We start from the raw sequence: 18,169 nt of genomic DNA on the forward strand, positions 1-18,169 counted from the left end.
TCGCCCCGGCTCCGCCGATTGGCGGTCGTACACCATGATTCGCCGGTGCCGGGGTGATGTCCACTTGCGATGGGGGGAAGAATTCGTCCCCTGGATATGAATTACCGCGTGTCTGTCACAGCACCGGGACGCGGGTGAAGTGGCCCGCCGCGTGGAGTTCCCGTTCGACGTGGGCCGCCGTGCGGCGCAGTTCCGGGAGGAGCTCCTCGACGCACTCCCGCTCCGTGCGGCCCGCCGCGTGCAGCGCCACGCCCAGGGCGGCGACCGCCCGGCCCGTACGGTCGCGCAGCGGGACGGCGAGGGTGCGCAGGCCGTCCTCCCAGTCCTCGTCGAGCAGGGCGTAACCGTGGGTGCGGACCCGGGCCGAGTCGGCGGAGTCCTCGGTGTCCGACAGCAGCACCCGGCCCAGCGAGGTCGCCGCGGCCGGCAGCCGGGTGCCGACCCTGATGTCCACGCCCATGATCCGCGGGGACACGGCTCGTGCCGTGTACTGGATCTCCGCGTCCGGGCCCTGGGACACCAGGATCGCCAGCGCCGTCGACTCCCGCACCCGGGCCGAGAGGTCCGCCAGGTGCGGGGCGGCGATGCGGGGGAGGGTCGTACGGGACAGGGGTGGGAAGCCCAGGGACAGGACCCTGGGGGTGAGGGTGAAGGTCCGGGACTCGGGCTGCTGGCGGACCAGGCCCAGGTGCTCGTAGGTGATCAGGGCCCGGCGGGCGGTGGCGCGCGGCAGTCCCGTCGCCCGCGCCACGTCCGTCAGGGTCAGCGCCGCCCGGCCCGCGCCGAACGCGGTGAGGACCGTCAGGCCCCGGGCGAGGGACTCGATGAACTCCCGGCCCAGTTCGTGTTTCGACGCGCCGATCCAGGAGGCCAGGTCCGAGGGGGGCGGGCCCGGGTCCGGCGCGGGGGCGGTCGCGAGGTCGTGCTCCATCTCCGCGACCGTCGCCCGCAGCCGGGGCAGCAGGGTGTCGCGCAGACCGGCCGCCGTGTGCCGGCTGGTGTGGCTCACGACGTTGGCCACGCAGGCGATCCGGCCCGTGCGCGGATCCCGTACCGGGACGGAGACCGCGACCAGGCCCGGCTCGATCAACTGGTCGTCCAGCGCCCAGCCGTCGCGGCCCGCCGCCTCCGCCCGCCGCTCGAACTCCGCGTCCGGGAAGGGCAGTTCCCGCGGTGGTACGGCGGTGAAGGCCCGGTTCTCCGGATCCGCCACCCGGCGCGTCCGCCAGGCCCGCCACTCGGCGTCGGTCCACTCGGAGGCGAACAGGGGCCCCGGTGCGGTGCGTTCGGCGGGGAGCAGGTCGCCGATGCGGAAGCTGAGGGACATCGCGCGGCGGCGGGTGGCCTGGTGGATGAAGCGGATGCCGTCCCGGTCGGCGACCGCCAGCGAGACCGACTCGTCCAGCTCGTCGGCGAGGGCGTCGGCCCGTCCGGAGAGCAGCGCGGGCAGGCGCAGGGCGGCGAGATAGGCGTTGCCGAGTTCCATCAGGCGGGGGGTCGCCACCGCGTCCCGGCCGTCCAGACGGACGTACCCCATGCGCTGGAGCGTCGAGGTGATGCGGTCGACCGTGGAACGCGCCAGGCCGGTCGCCCGCTCCAGCCCGCTCAGGCTCAGCGTGCCGCCCGCCTCGCTCAGCTCCCGCAGCACCGCGACGCCCCGGATCAAGGGCGCGACCGCCTCGGCCGGCACGGCGGCCACCGGCGGGACCGCCTCGGCGGACCCCGGTGCCACCGGGGGAGAGGGCGTCTGAGCGGGCATCGGTTCTCCGGTACGGCAATCGGGGCACGCCTACGGTAGTCGGCCCCGCGCCCCGCAGTACCGCCGAGGCCCCGCGCCCCGCAGTACCGCCGAGGCTCCACGCCCCAGCCGTACCCCCGAGGCCCCGCGCCCAGCCGTACCCCCGAGCCCCCTCAACCCGGCGCCACCCCCTGACCCCCGCGTCACCTCACCCGGCGTCCGCCCTACCCCCGCGTCACCTCGACCCGGTAGTTCCCCTCCCCGTCCGTCCCCTCCACCCGCACCCGGACCGCCCTGCGCAGGTCCCGGAACTCCTCCCCGGGGGTCAGTGGTGCGTCCGAGAGTTCCGCGTGGACGTTGGGGCTGCGGGTGCAGCCGCCGCTGTTGCGTCGGGAGTCGTAGACCTGCACCGGTCCGCGGCCGGTGTCCACGTCCGCGTCGACCCGGTACACGAGCACGCCCGGCCGGCACACCGTCTCGTCGTTGCCCTCGCGGGTGCGCAGCTCGACCGCGTAGCCGGTGCGGCGGCTGAGCGGGACGAAGAGGAGCTTGGTGCCGAGCCCGGGCCGGGCCAGCGGGGTCAGCGTGTACTGCGCGGTGCCGCGCTCCGTCACACAGTCCACCTGCGTCGCGTCCAGCCAGCCCAGCTTCCACTTGTGCCAGCCGAGGAGGTCGTTGTCGGCCCCCCAGTCCTCGCTCATGATGTCCCAGTGGCCGACCGCGCCCCCGCCCTGCTGGGTGTACAGGTCGGGCAGCCCGAAGACATGGCCGTTCTCGTGCGGCAGCACCCGGTACCCGGTCCGGTCGAAGGAGCCGGAGCCGTCGTCCTGGCGCGAGTACACGAAGGAGGCGTTGGCCACGGGCACCCCGTCGGCGACCGGCGCGTCCGTGTTGCCGGCGAAGGTCACCGACAGGACCGTGTCGAGGGCGGACGGGCCGGCGTTCGGGGTCACCAGCACGTTCAGGAAGTCGTACGACCGGAAGTCCACCCTGGGATCGGCGGCGGTCACGATGTCCTGGACCAGCCGCCGGTAGCCGGGGTCGAAGGGGGCGCCGCGCTCTATGCCGTAGGCCCGGAACGGCCTCGGCATGCGCAGCCAGTCGGGGATCGGGGTCTCGGGGCGGTAGTCGAGACGGCCGTAGGAACTGGTGCGGAACCACTCCTGGGTCTGCGGGAAGAACTCACGGAACCGGCTCTGCGCGGTGCCCGAGCCGGGCGCGTCGGAGAAGTCGACCATCAGGGTCAGCGCGCGGACCGTGCCGGTGGAGCGGGAGTAGCCGCCGGGGGTGGGCAGGCCCTCGGACATCTGGACGGTCGGGCCGCCGCTGATCAGACAGGCGCCGTGGGAGTCGGAGCGGGCCAGGGCGACGGAGCCGGCCGCGGTCGGGGCCTTCGCGGTGAGCCGGCCGCTGGGGGCCGAGGTGCCGACCGCGAGGGTCAGCGCGGTCACGGAGACGAGGGCGGCGACACGGCGCGGGCGTATGCGACGGCTGGTCCACGGCATGCGGGCACCCTTCGGAGCGCGGCAGCCGCTGGTCGGAAGGCTGCACCTTTTCGATCACCCTCTGCCGGGGGAGGGGCGGGCGCGCGCTGGAGGAGACCGAACGTGGGTACCGAAGAACCTGTGACCCAGGTCACAACATATTTTCTCCTCAACCCGAAATAACCGGGGAGCGTCTCCCCGTTTAGACCTGTGTCCGAGCGAAACGGGGAGCACTTCCCCGGATCGCGGAAACCAGACCTGAAGGGAGTGCGCCGTGACCGCCACGACGACCGCACCGCGCAAGGTGACCCGGCCCCGGGCCGACGCCCTGCGCAACCGCGAGCGGATCGTCACCGCTGCCCGCGAGATGTTCACCGAGTTCGGCCCGGATGTGCCGCTCGACGAGATCGCCCGCCGGGCCGGCGTCGGCAACGCCACGGTGTACCGCAACTTCCCCGACCGCGACGCGCTCGTCCGTGAGGTCGTCTGCTCCGTGATGGACCGGACGTCCGAGGCGGCCGAGCTGGCGCTCGCGGAGACCGGGGATGCCTTCGGTGCCCTGGAGCGCTTCGTGCACGCGTCCGCCGACGAGCGGATCACCGCGTTGTGCCCGATGATCCAGGGCGCCTTCGACCAGTACCACCCCGACCTGGTGGCGGCACGCGAACGCATCGAGCAGCTCGTCGAGCAGCTCATGGACCGGGCAAGGGCGGCCGGTCAGCTCCGTGCGGACGTGGGCGTCGGCGACGTCATGGTCGCCGTGAGTCAGCTGTCCCGGCCCCCGGCCGGCGTCGGCTGCCTCACCCTCGACGGGTTCGTGCACCGCATGCTTCAGCTGTTCCTGGACGGACTGCGGGCCCCGGCCCGGTCCGAACTCCCGGGCACGGCCGTGACGATGGAGGGCCTCCGCCAGTCCTGACGACCAGTACCGATTAGTTCAGAGCAGCTCAGCAGTCTCCAACAGCAGACTTTTCGTTCCCTTTTTCCGACCGAAGTCCCGAAGTGGGTACCCCCATGTCTGAAACAGCCGCAAAGGCTCCCGGCGCACCGGCACCGACCGGTGACGCCAACCGCTGGAAGGCGCTCGTCTTCATCGCGCTCGCCCAGCTGATGGTCGTCCTCGACGCGACCATCGTGAACATCGCCCTGCCGTCGGCCCAGACCGACCTCGGCATCTCCGACGGCAACCGGCAGTGGGTCGTCACGGCCTACGCCCTCGCCTTCGGCGGACTCCTGCTCTTCGGCGGCCGCATAGCCGACCTGTGGGGCCGCAAGAACGCCTTCGTCGTCGGCCTGATCGGCTTCGCCGGCGCCTCCGCCCTCGGCGGCGCGGCCACCAACGAGGCCATGATGTTCGGCGCCCGCGCCCTCCAGGGTGTCTTCGGCGCGCTGCTCGCGCCCGCCGCGCTCTCCCTGCTCGCCGTGATGTTCACGGACGCCAAGGAGCGTGCCAAGGCGTTCGGCATCTACGGCGCCATCGCCGGTGGTGGCGGTGCCGTGGGCTTCATCCTCGGTGGTGTGCTGACCGAGTACATGGACTGGCGCTGGACGTTCTTCGTGAACATCCCGTTCGCGATCGTCGCCGCGCTCGGCGCGTACTTCGTCATCCGTGAGCCGGAGGGCGGCCGCAACCGCAACCCGCTCGACATCCCCGGCGTCCTGCTGTCCACCCTGGGCCTGGTCGCGCTGGTCTACGGCTTCACCCGCGCCGAGTCCAACGGCTGGGGCGACTCCGTGACGGTCGGCATGTTCGTCGCCTCCGCCGTCCTGCTGATCGCCTTCGTCGTCACCGAGGCGAAGGTCAAGGCCCCGCTGCTGCCGCTGCGCGTGGTCACCGACCGCAACCGCGGCGGTATCTACCTCTCGCTCGGCATCGCGATCATCGCGATGTTCGGCACCTTCCTGTTCCTCACCTACTACCTGCAGATCGTGAAGGGCTACACGCCGATCAAGACCGGCTTCGCCTTCATGCCGATGATCGTCGGCATGATGGTCGGCTCCACCCAGATCGGCACCCGCCTGATGACCCGCCTGCCGGCCCGCCTGCTGATGGGCCCCGGCTTCCTGGTCGCCGCGGTCGGCATGCTGCTGATGACCCAGCTGGAGATCGGTTCGTCGTACGCCTCGACGATCCTGCCCGCGATGCTGCTGCTCGGCCTCGGCATGGGTACCGCCTTCATGCCCGCCATGTCCCTGGCCACCCTGGGCGTCGAGCCCCGGGACGCCGGAGTCGCCTCCGCGATGGTCAACACCTCGCAGCAGGTGGGCGGCGCGATCGGTACGGCCCTGCTGAACACGATCGCCGCGTCGGCCACGACCTCGTACATCAAGGACCACATCGGTTCGGCGGCCTCCAAGTCCCAGCAGCAGCTGGTGGCGCTGGAGGGCCAGGTGCACGGCTACACCAACGCGATCTGGTTCGCCGTCGGCATGCTGGTGCTCGCCGCGGTCATCGTCGGCACCCTCGTCAACGCCGGCCGCCCCGACACCACCGCGGTGGCCTCCGGAGAAGGCGCCGAGGAGGAGCTGGCGGTCCCGGTCGTCGCCCACTGACGACGACCGTCCGGCCGTACCCCTTCGGACCTGTCGTACGTACGGGGATGGGGACGCTCCGCACGTACGACCACCTGGGACCTGCCCTGGCTCAGCGGAGCCAGGGCAGATCCGCACCCGCTTCGTTGGGCTGGAGTCCCTCGGCGACGATCTGCATGATCTCGCCGAGGGACTTCTGCTGTTCCGGGGTGAGCCGGTCGAAGAGGGCCTTGCGTACGGCCCGCACATGGCCCGGCGCGGCGCCCTGGAGCATCTCCAGGCCCGGGTCCGTGAGTACCGCGAACTGGCCGCGCTTGTCGTCGGTGCAGTCCTCCCGGCGCACCCAGCCGTTGCGCTCCAGGCGGGCGATCGCGTGCGAGAGCCGGGAGCGGGTGATCTTCGCCTTCATGGCCAGTTCGGTCATCCGCAGCCGTCGACGCGGGGCCTCGGCGAGTCCGACGAGCAGGCCGTAGTAGATGTGCGGCATGCCGGCGTCCCGCTGGAGCTGGCGGTCGAGGTGGTCCTCGAGGAGGGTCGTGGCGTTCACGTACGAGCGCCAGACGCGCTGCTCCTCGTCGTCGAGCCACTGGGGTTCTTCATCGGGGACGGGTGCCGTGTTCATGTATCCCACTCTACGGACTCTCTCCTTGAAGCTTAAACAAATGAGGCGTACAGTCATGCCTGAAGACGCTTTAAATTTGAAGCATCGGTTGCATCGGAAGTACCGGAGGAGTCCCCACCATGTCCGCCGACACGCTGGAGCGCATGCCCGCCCTGTACCTCAGCCACGGGGCCCCGCCGCTCGCCGACGACCCGATCTGGCCCGGCGAGCTCGCCGCCTGGTCCGCGGACCTGCCCCGCCCCAAGGCGATCCTCATGGTCTCCGCCCACTGGGAGGAGGCCCCCCTGGCCCTCGGCGCGGTCACCCGCGTCCCGCTCGTCTACGACTTCTGGGGCTTCCCCGAGCACTACTACCAGGTGACCTACGACGCCCCCGGCGCCCCCGAACTCGCCGAGTCCGTGCGCAAGTTGCTGCGCGCCCCCGGCACCCCCGTCCAGGACATCCCGGACCGCGGCCTGGATCACGGCGCGTACGTCCCGCTCGTCGAGATGTTCCCCGAGGCCGACATCCCCGTCCTCCAGATCTCCATGCCGACCCTCGACCCCGTCAAGCTCATGGAGATCGGCCGCAAGCTCGCCCCGCTGCGCGACGAGGGCGTCCTGATCGTCGGCTCCGGCTTCTTCACCCACAACCTCGCCGCCCTGCGCCACACCGGCGCCGGAGTGCCCACCTGGTCCTCGGAGTTCGACGACTGGGGCCGGCGGGCGCTGGAGGCGCGGGACGTGGACTCCCTGCTCGACTTCCTCGACAAGGCCCCGGCCGGGCGCTACGCCCACCCCCGCACCGAGCACTTCGCGCCGCTGTTCGTCACCATGGGCGCGGCCGACGTGAGCGGCGAGCTGGACACGCAGAAGTCCGTCATCGACGGGTTCTGGATGGGGATGGCGAAGCGGTCGGTGCAGTTCGGCTGACCTACAGGGTCTTCTCGTACCAGGCGACGTCCCAGTAGCGGCCGAACTTGCGGCCCACTTCCCGGTACGTGCCGACGTGCCGGAACCCGAAGCGTTCATGCAGCCGCGTGGACGCTTCGTTGGGCTGGGCGATACCGGCGTAGGCGCGATGCAGATCCTCTTCCGCGAGGGCCTCGAAGAGGGCCTTGTAGAGGAGCGTGCCGATGCCGCGGCCGCCCGCGTCCGGGGCGAGGTAGATGGTGACCTCCACCGAGGTCGCGTACGCGGGCTTGGCGCGGAACGGGCTGGATGTGGCGTACCCGAGGATCCGCTGTGAGGTTCCTGTCGGGTCCGTCTCCGTGGCAACCATCAGGCGGTACGGGCCGTCTTCAGGGTGGGAGAGCAGCCAAGGGCGGCGCTCTTCCGGGGTGAAGACAGCGGTGTCGAATGTGATGGGCGTCTCACGAACGTAGTGGTTGTAGAGGTCGGTGAGAGCCCCGAGGTCGCTTTCGACTCCCGGCCTGACCTGCACCTCTGCACGTTCCGACGGCATCGCGCCTCCTCATGTGGCCGGGCAGGATACTGCAAGATCAGAAAAATAGCGGCACTGCTTGGGAATTCTGTCCGGTTTCCAGTCGTTGTTTCCATCGGATGCAGGGCACCCGAGGAGAGTCCGGAAAGCAACCGGAGCCGGGACCCAGCGTCCAAGGACCACCCGCTGACCCCACCATCGCAAGGGAGCACGCATGGCAACCCGTGCCGTCGCCCGTCGTAAGTCCGCCACCGGCGGGTCTACCGACGCGGCACGCAGTGTTCGCGTCCATGGCGGCGAGATCGCCGACCGCGACCTGGTCGGCATGTACCTCGACGAGATCGCGCGTACACCGCTGCTCGACGCCGCCAAGGAGGTCGAGCTGTCCCAGATCATCGAGGCGGGTGTGTTCGCCCGACAGGTCCTCGACGGGTTCGAGGAGGCCAAGGCCGACGCCACCCGCGAGGAGCTGGAGGCCCTGGTGGAGGAGGCCGAGCGCGCCAAGGACGTGTTCATCCGCTCCAACCTCCGCCTCGTCGTCGCCGTGGCCCGCCGCTACCCCCGCAGTGGACTGCCCCTGCTCGACCTGATCCAGGAGGGCAACGCCGGCCTGGTGCGCGCGGTCGAGAAGTTCGACTACCGCAAGGGCTTCAAGTTCTCCACGTACGCGACCTGGTGGATCCGTCAGGCCATCACCCGCTCCATCGCCGACCAGTCCCGCACCATCCGGCTGCCCGTCCACCTCGTGGAGGAGCTGGGCCGCATCCGCCGCGTGCAGCGCGAGTTCAACCGCGAGCACGGCCGCGACCCGGAGCCCGCGGAGATCGCCGCCGAACTCGGCTCCAACGCCGAGCGGGTGACGGACGTCCTGGACTGGGCCCGCGACCCGGTCTCCCTGAACATGTCGGTGGACGACGACGGCGACACCCAGTTCGGCGACCTCCTGGAGGACACCTCGGCGGTGTCCCCGGAGCAGTCGGTGCTGACGCTGCTGCGCAGCGAGGAGCTGGACGACCTGATCGGCCGCCTCGACCAGCGCACGGCGTCCATCATCAAGATGCGGTACGGCATCGAGGACGGCCGGGAGCGCACGCTGACCGAGGTCGGCAAGGAGCACGGGCTCACCCGCGAGCGGATCCGGCAGATCGAGAAGCACGCCCTGCTGGAGCTGAAGAAGCTGGCGCGCAGCACCGGGTTCGACGCGGCGGCGTAGCGGTTATGCCACCCGCGTACGCCGGGTGGCGAAAGACCGCGTAAACATGGCCGTAGGAGGCCGCTTTAATCCGCCGGACCCTGGGAACAAGACTTCAGGGTCCAGGTGTTCGGGCCCGGAGGCCTCCCCTCCAGGCCCGCCTGAACCAAGTCCCGACGCACACCCCCCCCGGCGCCGGGACTCTCCCAGAGCCGGACTTCGGCGCCCCTCCCCCCGGGCGCCGGGGTCCGGCTCTTTTTCGTGCCGGGCCCCTCTTCTTCCGGATCCCTTGTCTGCCGGGAGACGGGAACGGTGGGTCACCCCGTACCTGAACCACGGGGTGACCCACCGGATGGCAGATTGTGTCACATCGGCATAGCGTGCACGTCGTGAGCAGCGCCTCGTCCGATTCCCCGGCCGCGTTCCCGCCGGCCGCCTCCCTGACCGAGCGGCGCAAGGCGGCGACCCGCATGGAGATCGCCTGGGCCGCGGCGGAACTGTTCGTGAAGCAGGGGCCGCGGGCGACCCGGGCGGAGGACATCGCGGTGGCGGCGGGGGTGGCCCCGCGGACCTTCTACCGCTACTTCGCGACGAAGGAGGAGGCGGTGGCGCCGCTGTACGCGGCCGGGGCGCACCTGTGGGCGGAGGCGGTGCTGTCCGCGCCGGCGGAGCTGTCGGTGGCCGAGGCCCTGACCCACGGTGCCCGCCGGACGCTGACACCGGGGGACCAGGTCTCCGCCTCCTCCTGGACCTTCGTCCGCACCCTGATCCGCCTCGCGGACTCCGACGCGGGGTTGCGGCGGGTGTGGGCGGAGGTGTGCAGGTCGTCGGAACGGCGGCTGGCGGAGGTGCTCACAGAGCGGACGGGCCGCGAGGACGTACGGCTGCTGGCGGCGGTGGGCAGCGCGGCGGTCCGGACGGCCGTCGAGGCGTGGGCGGCGGGGGAGGAACCGACGGAGGGGCTGCTGGGGGTGGCCGTGCGGAACCTGGGGGCGGTGGGGGCGTTTCTCGGGGAGGCCTGAGGGCTGAACCAGGCTGTGGTGCTGGTGCCGGTGCCAGCACCGGGGCTGGGGACCGGTGGTCGTCGGCACGGCGGTCGGTGACCCGGCGTCGGACGTACCGGCCACCGCGCCACCGCCGGCGCCGGTCGGCGTGCTGGTGGCCGTTTGTGCGCATCCGTCGACACGAGGTCAGACCACGGCGAGCCGGTCCACGAGGAGCTCCACCCTCGGCTCGATGTCCTGCGGTGGCAGCCGTCCCGCCCGGGTCAGGGTGGCCAGGCCGTGCAGGGACGCCCAGAACAGCTCGGTGAACAGCCCCGGGTCGACACCCTCCCCGGCGACCTCGCCCAGGCTCTCCAGCAGCGCGGCGAAGGCGTCCTTCAGGGGTTCCGGGGTGTCCTCCCGGGCGAAGGCCAGGCCGCCGTCGAGCTGGAACAGGGCGTCGTAGACAGCCGGGTTGCGCGCGGCGAAGTCGAGGTAGGCGCGGGCGAGCGCGGCGACCCGCTCGCGCGGACCGTCCGCGCCGGCGGTCGCGGCCCGCACCGCCACGGCGATCTCGGCGGCCCCCTGGACGGCGACGGCGCCGATGATCTCGCGCTTGCCCCGGAAGTGGCTGTAGAGGACGGGCTGGCTGTATTCGATGCGCTCGGCGAGCCGGCGGGTGGTGACCGCGTCCCAGCCCTGCTGCTCGGCGATCTCACGGGCGGTCGCCACGATGAGGCGCTCGCGCTCCGCCCGTTCGCGTTCCTTGCGTTCCTGTACCGACATGACGCGATTCTAGCACCGCTAGACAATCGAGCGGCAGTAGTACTAGCGTTGCCTCATCGGCTAGCAACGCTAGATCCCGGGAGGATCATCATGCTCAACTCACTTGAGGTCATCGCCACCGTCGTCGTCGGCCTGATGGTGGGCGTGGAGTTCGCCGTCGCCTTCGTCCTCGGCCCGATCCTCAACGCCCTGCCCGACGACAGCACCCAGCTCGGTCACGCCCACGGGGGCCGCATGCTCGGCGCCGTCATGCCGGTCTGGTACATCGGCTCGCTCGTCCTCGTCGCGGTCTGGGCCGTCGCCGGACGGCACCACCAGCACGCCGGCCTGGTCGTCGCCGCCGGCGCGCTGCTGCTGCTCAGCGTGGTCATGTCGATCCTGCTGCTGGTCCCGATCAACAACCGCAACAAGACATGGACCCCCGAGAACCGTCCCGCCGACTGGAAGCAGCAGCTGAACCGCTGGAACCGCTGGCACTACGTCCGAGTCGCCGAGATCATCGCCGCCTTCGCCCTGCTGGTCGTCGCTCGCGCCTAGCTCGCAAAGGAGACGAGCAACCTCGTGGCGCACGTCCCCTGCACCCACCCAGGGGCGCGGGGTACTGCGCGACCAGCCCCCACCAACCCGCACCCGCCCGCCAGCCGCCCCCACCACCCCCTCAGGCGCCCGCCGCCCGCACCAACCGTCCTCCCAACTCCCGCACCGCATCCACCAGTTCCGGCGGTTCCTGCACCCGGAACTCCACCCCCGTCATGGCCAGCCGCACCGCCATCCAGTCCACCGAGTCCCCGACCGAGCTCCGCAACCGGCACCGGCCCGCGCCCAGGGGCTCCGGGACCCCCATCCATCCCGGCACCCGGGCCCCGACCACCGACGCGTCCGCCTCGAACGTCACGACCAGCTCGTACGTCTCCTGGCGCCGGTACATCGACTGCCGCAGATACTCCGCCGCGCTCCCCGTCGGCAGCTCCCGCGGAGCGAATCGCGCCCCCGTGGCGAACGGCTCGCTCACCCGGTCCACGCGGAACGTCCGCCAGTCGCCGCGGTCGAGGTCGTAAGCGACGAGATACCAGCGCTGCCCGGCGGAGACCAGCCGGTACGGCTCCACGACACGGCGCGACCCCGCCCCGTCCTTCGCCCGGTAGGCGAACCGGAGCCGCTCGTGACCGGCCACCGTGGACGCCATCACGGTCAGCGTCTCCGTAGGGATGCTCGCCCCGTCCCCGCTGGTCAGCGGAGTCGTCGCGGCCTGGAGGGTCGAGACCCGGTGCCGCAGCCGGGAGGGCAGGACCTGTTCCAGCTTCGCCAGGGCCCGTACGGACGCCTCGTCCACGCCCTCGACCGCGTGCCCGGCCCCCGCCCGCAGGCCGACCGCGATGGCCACCGCCTCCTCGTCGTCGAGGACGAGCGGTGGCATGGCCTTGCCGGCGACCAGGCGGTAGCCGCCCTCGGAGCCCTTGGTCGCCTGGACGGGATAGCCGAGCTCACGGAGGCGGTCGATGTCCCGCCGGACCGTGCGGCGGGAGACCTGGAGGCGGTCGGCCAGCTCGCCGCCGGGCCACTCGCGGGGCGTCTGGAGGAGGGAGAGGAGCGTCAGGAGCCGTGCCGGGGTGTCCGTCGTCATGAGTTCGAGGATGCCGTACGACTAGGACACGATCTGACCTAATGGGGTCGTAGCTTCGATGCATGACCTCCACCGAGACCACATCCACCGCTGTACGGCCCGCCGCGGGCGACCGGCGTCGCTGGTTCGCCCTCGCCATCGTGATGACCGCGGCCTTCATGGACCTCGTCGACGTCACGATCGTCAACATCGCCATCCCGTCCATCCGGCAGGACGCCGGCGCCTCCGTCAGCCAGATCCAGTGGATCACCGCCGGTTACGCCCTCGCCTTCGCGGCCGGACTGATCACCGGCGGGCGGCTCGGTGACATCCACGGACGCAAGCGGCTGTTCCTCGTCGGGATCGGCGGGTTCACGCTCGCGTCGGCGCTGTGCGGCTTCGCCGCCGGGCCGGAGATGCTGGTCGCGGCCCGGATCCTGCAAGGCGCCATGGCCGCGATGATGGTGCCGCAGGTGCTGTCGATCGTGCACGCGACCTTCCCGGCGCACGAGCGTGGCAAGGTGTTCGGGCTGTTCGGCGCGGTCGTCGGACTGGGTGCCGTGTCCGGACCGCTGCTCGGCGCGCTGCTGACCGAGTGGAACCTGTTCGGCCTCGAATGGCGGCCGATCTTCCTCATCAACCTGCCGGTCGGGATCGCGGGCCTCGTCCTCGGAAGCCGTTTCATCACCGAGTCCAAGGCCCCGCGGGCCCTCAAGCTGGACCTGGTGGGCGTGGCCATGGTCGTGCTCGGGCTGCTGATGCTGCTCTACCCGCTGACCCGCGGTGAGGAGCTGGACTGGCCGCTGTGGGGATACGTGTCGATGGCCGGAGCGCCCCTGGTGTTCGCCGCGCTGGTGGCGTACGAGCGGCGCAAGGCCGCGCGGGACGGGTCGCCGCTGGTCGAGCTGTCGCTGTTCAAGGTGAAGAGCTTCGCGGCCGGTATCGCGGTGCAGACCGTCTTCGGTGTCGGGCTCGGCATCTTCTTCCTGGTGTGGACCCTGTACATGCAGACCGGCCTCGGCTGGAGCCCGCTGCGGGCGGGGCTGACCGGGGTGCCGTTCTCCCTCGCCGTCTCCACGGCCGCCGGTCTCTCCGTGCAGCAGCTCGTGCCCCGCTTCGGGCGCAAGGTCCTCCAGGCCGGCGCGCTGCTGATGGCGCTGGGCGTGCTGCTCTACCTCTGGGAGGCCGAGCGGTACGGCATGGCGATCAGCTCCTGGCAGATGGCGCTGCCGCTGGTCGTGATGGGCGTGGGCATGGGGCTGATCGTCGCGCCGCTCACCGACGCGGTGCTGTCGGAGGTGCCGAAGGAGCACGCCGGATCGGCGTCCGGGCTCATCAACACCGTGCAGCAGATGGGCAACGCGCTGGGGCTCGGCCTGGTGTCGGTCGTGTTCTTCGGGGTCATCGGCGACCACCTGACGCCCGCCCAGGTGGGCCCGGCCTTCGTGGACGCCTTCCAGCACGCGCTCGGGTGGGTCGCGGCGGTGATGGTCGTCATCTTCCTGCTGATGTTCGCGCTGCCGAAGCGGCCGGCCCAGCACGTGGAGGGGGCGGGTGAGCTTCCCGTGGTGGAGGAGAAGCAGCCCGAGCTCGTGTCCTGAAAGGCCGTAGGAGAGGCCCGGTACCTGCCAAGGTGCCGGGCCTCTCCGCTGTTCGCGGGCACATTCGGAAGTCCGTTCATGCCCGGATCGCGCCCGAACCTGTTTACTTTCCCGAAATCCGGGCGTAGCCTCCGAGCTGAAACCACACGTTCGGGCATCAGTCGGAGGCGAGCGGACATGTACGCACCGGAGCGGCAGCAGGAGATCCTCCGGCTCGCGCGTGACGGCGGGCGGGTGGACGTCGTCTCCCTGGCCGAGGAGTTCCAGGTCACCGCCGAGACCATCCGGCGGGACCTGAAGGCCCTGGACCGCGCGGGCCTGCTGCGCCGGGTGCACGGCGGGGCCATCCCGGCCGGGCGCCTCGACTTCGAGCCGGACCTCGCCGAGCGCGAGACCACCGCGGCCGACGAGAAGGACCACATCGCCAAGGCGGCCCTCGCCGAACTGCCGACCGAGGGCACCGTGATCCTCGACGCCGGCACGACCGTGGCCCGGCTGGCCGCCGCCGTCCCGCTGGAGGCCTCGCTCACCGTCGTCACCCACAGCCTGCCGATCGCGGCCCGCCTCGCGGACCACCCCGGCATCCAGCTCCACCTCGTCGGGGGGCGGGTACGGCACCGTACGCGCGCCGCCGTCGACGCCTGGGCGCTGCGGGCGTACGGCGAGATCCGGGCCGACGTCCTGTTCGTCGCGGCCAACGGCTTCTCCGCCGACCACGGTCTGACCACCCCCGACCTCGCCGAGGCCGCGGTCAAGCGCGCGGCGATCGCCGCCGCCCGCCGGGTGGTCCTCCTCGCCGACTCCGCCAAGCACGGCCAGGAGCACTTCGCCCGCTTCGGCGACCTGGGCGACGTGGACCTGCTGATCACCGACAGCGGGCTGAGCCCCGAAGACGCCGCCGCCATCGAGCTGGGCGGCACGGAAGTAGTGCGCGCATGATCCTCACCGTCACCCCGAACCCGTCCCTCGACCGCACCTACGAGGTTCCCGCCCTGGAGCGCGGCGAGGTCATCCGCGCCACCGGCGAGCGCATGGACCCCGGCGGCAAGGGCGTCAACGTCTCGCGCGCGGTCGCCGCCGCGGGACAGCGCACGGTCGCGGTCCTGCCCCTGGGTGGTGCGCCGGGCGCGCTCGTCGCCGACCTGCTCGACGCGCAGGGCATCGAGGTCGCGCCGGTCCCGGTCGCGGGCGCCACCCGCTCCAACATCGCGCTCGCCGAGTCGGACGGAGTGCTCACGAAGATCAACGCGCCAGGTCCCGAACTGTCCTCCGAGGAGCAGGAGCTGCTCCTGGAGACGGTCCGCGAGCAGTCGGCGGGCGCGGACTGGATCGCCTGCTGCGGCAGCCTGCCCCGGGGGCTCGCGCCCTCCTGGTACGCCGACGTGGTCGCCCGGGCGCACGCCGGGGGCGCCCGCATCGCGCTGGACACCTCGGGGCGCGCCCTCCAGGAGGCGCTGCGGGAACGGCCCGACGTGGTGAAGCCGAACGCCGAGGAGCTCGCGGAGGCCGTCGGACGTCCCCTCGCCACGGTCGGCGACGCGCTGAAGGCCGCCGAGGAACTGCGCGAGATGGGCGCCCGCGCCGTGCTCGCGAGCCTGGGCGCGGACGGGCAGCTGCTCGTGGACGGCACGGGCGCCTGGTTCGGCAGCGCGCGCGTGGACTCCGTACGCAGCAATGTCGGCGCGGGCGACTCGTCCCTGGCCGGATTCCTGATCGCCGGCGGCAGCGGCCCGGACGCCCTCGCCTCCGCGGTCGCCCATGGCGCGGCGGCCGTCCAGCTGCCCGGCAGCGTGATGCCGACCCCGGCCGACCTGGACCCGGCGGCGGTCACGGTCACGGCGGAGGTGCCGGTGGACCGCCCGCTGAAGGAGCCGGTGTCATGAACGGCCCGGTCATGACGGCACTCATGGATGCCCCTACGGCCGTACCGGTGCTGTTACTCCCCGCCGCCACCCCCCTCCCCGTGAAGAACCCCCGCTGCACCCCCGTCCCCTCCCCCTACGCCCACTCCACTCCCCGGGCGATACGCGTGCGAAGGAGCCCGCGATGAGCGAGATGATCACCGCGGACCTGGTCGACCTCGACCTGTCCGCCGACACCAAGGAAGCGGCGGCACGTGCCCTCGCCGAGCGCATGGTCGCCCTGGGCCGGGTGACCGACCTGGAGGGCTTCCTCGCCGACGTGGCCGCCCGCGAGGCACAGATGCCGACCGGCCTCGACGGCGGTATCGGCATCCCGCACTGCCGCAGCCAGCACGTCACCGAGCCCACGCTCGCCTTCGGGCGCAGCGCCGCCGGGATCGACTTCGGCGCGCCGGACGGCCCCGCCGACCTGATCTTCCTGATCGCCGCCCCGGCCGGCGCCGACGACGCCCACCTGACGATCCTGTCGTCCCTGGCCCGGCAGCTGATGAACACCGAGTTCACGGACGCGCTGCGGGCGGCCGGTGACGCGGCGGGAACGGCGGCGCTGATCCGCGGGGACGAGGCGCCGGCGGCGGTGAGCGGCGGCGGCTCCGAGGGCGCTTCCGGGGCCGGGGGTGTTTCCGGGACTGCGGCCAGCGCCGAGGGTGCTTCCGAGCCCGCGGTCGGCGACGAGGCGGCTTCCGCGGCCGGTGCCCCGGCCGTCTCCGAAGACTCCGTTGCGGTATCGGCGGCGGCCTCCGCCGATACCGCAACGGCCAACCCCACCGCCACCGGCGCTCCCGCGGCCCCCTTCCGGATCGTCGCCGTCACCTCCTGCCCGACCGGCATCGCCCACACCTACATGGCGGCCGAGTCGCTGGAGAACGCCGGGCGTGCGGCGGGGGTCGAACTCGTCGTCGAGACCCAGGGCTCGGCCGGCTTCGAGCGGCTCGACCCGGCCGTCATCGCGGCCGCGGACGGCGTGATCTTCGCCCACGACGTCCCCGTACGCGACAAGGACCGCTTCGCCGGCAAGCCGACCGTCGACGTCGGCGTGAAGGCGGGCATCAACCGCCCGGCCGAACTCATCACCGAGGTACGCGGGAAGGCCGCGCGCGGTGAGGTGACGGCGGGCGCCGGCAGGGGCGGAACGCCGGTCGAGCGGGCCGGCGACCCCGGTGACAGCTACGGCACCAAGCTCCGCAAGTGGCTGATGACCGGCGTGAGTTACATGGTCCCCTTCGTCGCGGCCGGCGGTCTGCTCATCGCCCTCGGCTTCGCGATCGGCGGCTACCAGATCAACGGCGCCAAGTCGGTCTCCGAGCACTTCGACTGGGGCCAGGTCGACAGCTGGGGCGCGCTGCTCTTCCAGATCGGCGGGGTCGCCTTCGGCTTCCTGATCCCGGTGCTCGCCGGATACATCGCCTTCGGCATGGCCGACCGGCCGGGACTCGTGCCCGGATTCGTCGGCGGCATGATCTCCGTCAACATCAACGCCGGCTTCCTCGGCGGCCTGGTCGCCGGTCTGCTGGCCGGTGGCGTGGTCCTCGGGATCCAGCGGGTGAAGATCCCGCCGGTGCTGCGCGGCATCATGCCGGTGGTCGTGATCCCGCTGATCTCCTCGATCGTCGTCGGCTTCCTGATGTTCATCGTGATCGGCAAGCCGATCGCCGAGGCCCAGAAGGCCATGACGGACTGGCTCAACGGCCTCTCCGGCACCAACGCCATCCTGCTCGGCGTCCTCCTCGGCCTGATGATGTGCTTCGACCTCGGCGGCCCGGTCAACAAGGTCGCGTACGCCTTCGCCACCGCCGGCATCGCCGTGCAGGACCCGAGCGACTCCGCGATGAAGGTCATGGCCGCCGTGATGGCCGCCGGCATGGTGCCCCCGCTGGGCATGGCGCTCGCGACCACCGTCCGCAAGAAGCTGTTCACCGAGACCGAGCGCGAGAACGGCAAGGCCGCCTGGGTCCTCGGCGCCTCCTTCATCTCCGAGGGCGCGATCCCCTTCGCCGCGGCCGACCCGCTCCGCGTCATCCCCGCCTCCATGGCGGGCGGCGCGATCACCGGCGCCCTGACCATGGCCTTCGGCTCCACCCTGCGCGCCCCGCACGGCGGCATCTGGGTCACCTTCCTCATCGGCAAGCCGTTCCTGTACCTGCTGGCCATCGCCATCGGTACGGCCGTCACGGCCGGCCTGGTCATCGTCCTCAAGGGCATGCGCAAGACGTCGCCGGCGGCCGAGACCCCCGCCGCGCCCGTCGCCGAGACGGAGGCGAAGCAGCCGGTCGCCGCGTGATCC

General features: G+C 71.8%; 16 protein-coding genes. 10 read left to right on the top strand and 6 right to left on the bottom strand.

What is annotated here, in order from left to right:
• Positions 1 to 115: 115 nt before the first annotated feature.
• Together OHN19_RS24910 and OHN19_RS24915 are read right to left on the bottom strand one after the other, a co-directional pair.
• Positions 116 to 1,759, bottom strand: coding sequence for an IclR family transcriptional regulator domain-containing protein (locus tag OHN19_RS24910; protein WP_330266320.1), 1,644 nt, complete (start codon positions 1,757 to 1,759; stop codon positions 116 to 118).
• Positions 1,760 to 1,962: 203 nt separating this feature from the next.
• On the bottom strand, positions 1,963 to 3,243 hold the full coding sequence (locus tag OHN19_RS24915) for a M6 family metalloprotease domain-containing protein (RefSeq protein WP_330266321.1): 1,281 nt from the start codon (positions 3,241 to 3,243) through the stop codon (positions 1,963 to 1,965).
• Between the two features lie 253 nt (positions 3,244 to 3,496).
• On the opposite strand from OHN19_RS24915, the gene OHN19_RS24920 reads away from it, so the two are divergent.
• Together OHN19_RS24920 and OHN19_RS24925 are read left to right on the top strand one after the other, a co-directional pair.
• On the top strand, positions 3,497 to 4,141 hold the full coding sequence (locus OHN19_RS24920; protein WP_123761350.1) for a TetR/AcrR family transcriptional regulator: 645 nt from the start codon (positions 3,497 to 3,499) through the stop codon (positions 4,139 to 4,141).
• A gap of 95 nt (positions 4,142 to 4,236) precedes the next feature.
• Complete coding sequence (locus tag OHN19_RS24925; RefSeq protein WP_330266322.1) at positions 4,237 to 5,775, top strand: MFS transporter; 1,539 nt, start codon at positions 4,237 to 4,239, stop codon at positions 5,773 to 5,775.
• A gap of 91 nt (positions 5,776 to 5,866) precedes the next feature.
• Here OHN19_RS24925 and OHN19_RS24930 read toward each other — a convergent pair whose 3' ends face one another.
• Positions 5,867 to 6,376, bottom strand: a complete 510-nt coding sequence (locus OHN19_RS24930; RefSeq protein ID WP_330266323.1) for a MarR family winged helix-turn-helix transcriptional regulator — start codon at positions 6,374 to 6,376, stop codon at positions 5,867 to 5,869.
• A 119-nt stretch (positions 6,377 to 6,495) separates the two neighbouring features.
• Here OHN19_RS24930 and OHN19_RS24935 point away from each other — a divergent pair, with 119 nt between their 5' ends.
• Positions 6,496 to 7,287 (top strand): class III extradiol ring-cleavage dioxygenase, encoded by a 792-nt coding sequence (locus OHN19_RS24935; RefSeq protein WP_330266324.1) that lies wholly within the window; start codon positions 6,496 to 6,498, stop codon positions 7,285 to 7,287.
• 1 nt (position 7,288) lies between these two features.
• On the opposite strand, the gene OHN19_RS24940 is transcribed toward OHN19_RS24935, so the two are convergent.
• Positions 7,289 to 7,819: an N-acetyltransferase family protein gene (locus tag OHN19_RS24940; protein WP_330266325.1), complete on the bottom strand. Its 531-nt coding sequence runs from the start codon at positions 7,817 to 7,819 to the stop codon at positions 7,289 to 7,291.
• A gap of 193 nt (positions 7,820 to 8,012) precedes the next feature.
• On the opposite strand from OHN19_RS24940, the gene OHN19_RS24945 reads away from it, so the two are divergent.
• The gene (locus OHN19_RS24945) at positions 8,013 to 9,011 is read left to right on the top strand and encodes a sigma-70 family RNA polymerase sigma factor (protein WP_020137744.1); all 999 of its coding nucleotides are present in this window, start codon (positions 8,013 to 8,015) and stop codon (positions 9,009 to 9,011) included.
• A gap of 359 nt (positions 9,012 to 9,370) precedes the next feature.
• Complete coding sequence (locus tag OHN19_RS24950; RefSeq protein WP_391196565.1) at positions 9,371 to 10,012, top strand: TetR/AcrR family transcriptional regulator; 642 nt, start codon at positions 9,371 to 9,373, stop codon at positions 10,010 to 10,012.
• 168 nt (positions 10,013 to 10,180) lie between these two features.
• On the opposite strand, the gene OHN19_RS24955 is transcribed toward OHN19_RS24950, so the two are convergent.
• Entirely contained in the window at positions 10,181 to 10,759 is a 579-nt protein-coding gene (locus OHN19_RS24955; RefSeq protein WP_330266326.1) for a TetR/AcrR family transcriptional regulator, read from the bottom strand.
• Positions 10,760 to 10,849: 90 nt separating this feature from the next.
• Between OHN19_RS24955 and OHN19_RS24960 the strand changes: the two genes are divergently transcribed.
• Positions 10,850 to 11,296: a DUF1772 domain-containing protein gene (locus tag OHN19_RS24960; protein WP_330266327.1), complete on the top strand. Its 447-nt coding sequence runs from the start codon at positions 10,850 to 10,852 to the stop codon at positions 11,294 to 11,296.
• Between the two features lie 121 nt (positions 11,297 to 11,417).
• On the opposite strand, the gene OHN19_RS24965 is transcribed toward OHN19_RS24960, so the two are convergent.
• The gene (locus OHN19_RS24965; RefSeq protein ID WP_330266328.1) at positions 11,418 to 12,383 is read right to left on the bottom strand and encodes a YafY family protein; all 966 of its coding nucleotides are present in this window, start codon (positions 12,381 to 12,383) and stop codon (positions 11,418 to 11,420) included.
• A 62-nt stretch (positions 12,384 to 12,445) separates the two neighbouring features.
• On the opposite strand from OHN19_RS24965, the gene OHN19_RS24970 reads away from it, so the two are divergent.
• The 4 genes from OHN19_RS24970 to OHN19_RS24985 all read left to right on the top strand — a co-directional run bounded on the left by OHN19_RS24970 (position 12,446) and on the right by OHN19_RS24985 (position 18,166).
• Complete coding sequence (locus tag OHN19_RS24970; protein ID WP_330266329.1) at positions 12,446 to 13,963, top strand: MFS transporter; 1,518 nt, start codon at positions 12,446 to 12,448, stop codon at positions 13,961 to 13,963.
• Positions 13,964 to 14,140: 177 nt separating this feature from the next.
• Positions 14,141 to 14,902 carry a DeoR/GlpR family DNA-binding transcription regulator gene (locus OHN19_RS24975; protein WP_330266330.1) on the top strand — a complete coding sequence of 254 codons (762 nt, stop codon included), beginning with the start codon at positions 14,141 to 14,143 and terminating at the stop codon, positions 14,900 to 14,902.
• Complete coding sequence (pfkB, locus tag OHN19_RS24980) at positions 14,899 to 15,846, top strand: 1-phosphofructokinase (protein ID WP_330266331.1); 948 nt, start codon at positions 14,899 to 14,901, stop codon at positions 15,844 to 15,846. Before OHN19_RS24975 ends, pfkB begins: the two co-directional genes overlap by 4 nt.
• 163 nt (positions 15,847 to 16,009) lie before the next feature.
• Positions 16,010 to 18,166: a fructose-specific PTS transporter subunit EIIC gene (locus tag OHN19_RS24985; RefSeq protein ID WP_330266332.1), complete on the top strand. Its 2,157-nt coding sequence runs from the start codon at positions 16,010 to 16,012 to the stop codon at positions 18,164 to 18,166.
• The last annotated feature ends 3 nt before the right edge of the window (positions 18,167 to 18,169 follow it).

The sequence above is a fragment of the Streptomyces griseorubiginosus genome (genome assembly GCF_036345115.1).
Lineage (GTDB): Bacteria > Actinomycetota > Actinomycetes > Streptomycetales > Streptomycetaceae > Streptomyces > Streptomyces griseorubiginosus_C.